Source organism: Micromonospora sp. D93, from assembly GCF_018070365.1.
GTDB lineage: Bacteria > Actinomycetota > Actinomycetes > Mycobacteriales > Micromonosporaceae > Micromonospora > Micromonospora ureilytica.
In genome coordinates, this window is the sequence record NZ_JAGPXW010000056.1 from 2,501 (window position 1) to 5,387 (window position 2,887).

The 2,887-nt window shown below is 56.7% G+C and carries 2 rRNA genes (1 of these 2 only partly in view); both read left to right on the forward strand.

The window, feature by feature from the left end:
* Nucleotides 1-2,679 (forward strand): 23S ribosomal RNA (locus KBX71_RS33350); it begins 433 nt to the left of the window's first position.
* Between the two features lie 85 nt (nt 2,680-2,764).
* Nucleotides 2,765-2,881: ribosomal RNA gene (rrf, locus tag KBX71_RS33355) — 5S ribosomal RNA — on the forward strand.
* Nucleotides 2,882-2,887: the final 6 nt, after the last annotated feature.

Here is a 2,887-nt window from a genome sequence, read left to right on the forward strand (position 1 = left end):
TGCTGACCTTCTGTGGGTGTTCCCGAGTAGCGGCGGACCCCTGAAATCTGCCGTGAATCTGCCAGGACCACCTGGTAAGCCTAAATACTTCCTGGTGACCGATAGCGGACAAGTACCGTGAGGGAATGGTGAAAAGTACCCCGGGAGGGGAGTGAAATAGTACCTGAAACCGTTCGCCTACAATCCGTCGGAGCCTTGCGGGGTGACGGCGTGCCTTTTGAAGAATGAGCCTGCGAGTTAGTGGCATGTGGCGAGGTTAACCCGTGTGGGGGAGCCGTAGCGAAAGCGAGTCTGAATAGGGCGATTCAGTCGCGTGTCCTAGACCCGAAGCGGAGTGATCTAGCCATGGGCAGGCTGAAGCGCGGGTAAGACCGCGTGGAGGGCCGAACCCACCAATGTTGAAAAATTGGGGGATGACCTGTGGTTAGGGGTGAAAGGCCAATCAAACTCCGTGATAGCTGGTTCTCCCCGAAATGCATTTAGGTGCAGCGTCGCGTGTTTCTTGCCGGAGGTAGAGCACTGGATGGTCTAGGGGGCCCACAAGCTTACCGAAATCAGCCAAACTCCGAATGCCGGTAAGTGAGAGCGCGGCAGTGAGACTGCGGGGGATAAGCTTCGTAGTCGAGAGGGAAACAGCCCAGATCACCAGCTAAGGCCCCTAAGCGTGTGCTAAGTGGAAAAGGATGTGGGGTCGCATAGACAACCAGGAGGTTGGCTTAGAAGCAGCCACCCTTTAAAGAGTGCGTAATAGCTCACTGGTCAAGTGGTTCCGCGCCGACAATGTAGCGGGGCTCAAGCACACCGCCGAAGCTGTGGCATTCACATTTTAACCTCGCTTGGACGTGATTCCTTGTGCAGGTGTGTGGATGGGTAGGGGAGCGTCGTGCCGCGAGTGAAGCAGCGGGGTGACCCAGTTGTGGACGCGGCACGAGTGAGAATGCAGGCATGAGTAGCGAAAGAAGGGTGAGAAACCCTTCCGCCGGATGACCAAGGGTTCCAGGGCCAGGCTAATCCGCCCTGGGTGAGTCGGGACCTAAGGCGAGGCCGAGAGGCGTAGTCGATGGACAACGGGTTGATATTCCCGTACCCGCGAAAGAGCGTCCCTGATGAACCTCGTTGTGCTAACCACCCGAACCATCTGAGACCTTCGGGTTGAGGATGGGGAGCGTGGGAACCTGATGGGTAGTAGTCAAGCGATGGGGTGACGCAGGAAGGTAGCTGAGCCCGGCCGGTGGTTGTGCCGGGGTAAGCGTGTAGGCCGTGTTGTAGGCAAATCCGCAACACACATAGGCTGAGACGTGATGCCGAGCCGATTCAGGTGAAGTCAGTGATCCTATGCTGCCGAGAAAAGCCTCTAGCGAGTTCTTAGCGGCCCGTACCCCAAACCGACACAGGTGGTCAGGTAGAGAATACCGAGGCGATCGGGCGAACTGTGGTTAAGGAACTCGGCAAATTGCCCCCGTAACTTAGGGAGAAGGGGGGCCGGAGACGTGAAGCCCCGCGCGGGTGGAGCGTTGTATGGCCGCAGAGAGCAGGGGGAAGCGACTGTTTACTAAAAACACAGGTCCATGCGAAGAAGTAATTCGATGTATATGGACTGACGCCTGCCCGGTGCTGGAACGTTAAGGGGACCTGTTAGCTCTTTCGGGGGCGAAGCGGAGAACTTAAGCGCCAGTAAACGGCGGTGGTAACTATAACCATCCTAAGGTAGCGAAATTCCTTGTCGGGTAAGTTCCGACCTGCACGAATGGCGTAACGACTTCCCCACTGTCTCAACCACAGGCCCGGCGAAATTGCAGTACGAGTAAAGATGCTCGTTACGCGCGGCAGGACGGAAAGACCCCGGGACCTTTACTATAGCTTGACATTGGTACTCGAATTAGCTTGTGTAGGATAGGTGGGAGCCGGTGAAGTCCATACGCCAGTATGGGTGGAGGCAATCTTGAAATACCACTCTGGTTGATTTGGGTATCTAACTTCGGACCGTTATCCGGTTCAGGGACAGTGTCTGGTGGGTAGTTTAACTGGGGCGGTTGCCTCCTAAAAGGTAACGGAGGCGCCCAAAGGTTCCCTCAGCCTGGTTGGCAATCAGGTGTTGAGTGCAAGTACACAAGGGAGCTTGACTGTGAGACTGACAGGTCGAGCAGGGACGAAAGTCGGGACTAGTGATCCGGCACTTGCGAGTGGAAGCGGTGTCGCTCAACGGATAAAAGGTACCCCGGGGATAACAGGCTGATCTTCCCCAAGAGTCCATATCGACGGGATGGTTTGGCACCTCGATGTCGGCTCGTCGCATCCTGGGGCTGTAGCAGGTCCCAAGGGTTGGGCTGTTCGCCCATTAAAGCGGTACGCGAGCTGGGTTTAGAACGTCGTGAGACAGTTCGGTCCCTATCCGCCGTGCGCGTAGGATACTTGAGAAGGGCTGTCCCTAGTACGAGAGGACCGGGACGGACGAACCTCTGGTGTGCCAGTTGTCCTGCCAAGGGCACGGCTGGTTAGCTACGTTCGGAAGGGATAACCGCTGAAAGCATCTAAGCGGGAAGCCTGCTTCAAGATGAGGTATCCCACCCACCTTGGTGGGGTAAGGCCCCCAGCTAGACGACTGGGTTGATAGGCCGGAAATGTAAGCCCGGTAACGGGTTCAGTTGACCGGTACTAATAGGCCGAGGACTTGACTACTAAGCTGCTACGCGTCCACTGTGCAACTCTGAACAAGCGAACACCCGTGACGTTGTGCCGGGGTTGTTTGATATGTTCATAGAGTTACGGCGGTCATGGCGGAGGGGAAACGCCCGGTTACATTCCGAACCCGGAAGCTAAGCCCTCCAGCGCCGATGGTACTGCACTCGTGAGGGTGTGGGAGAGTAGGACGCCGCCGGACAATCTT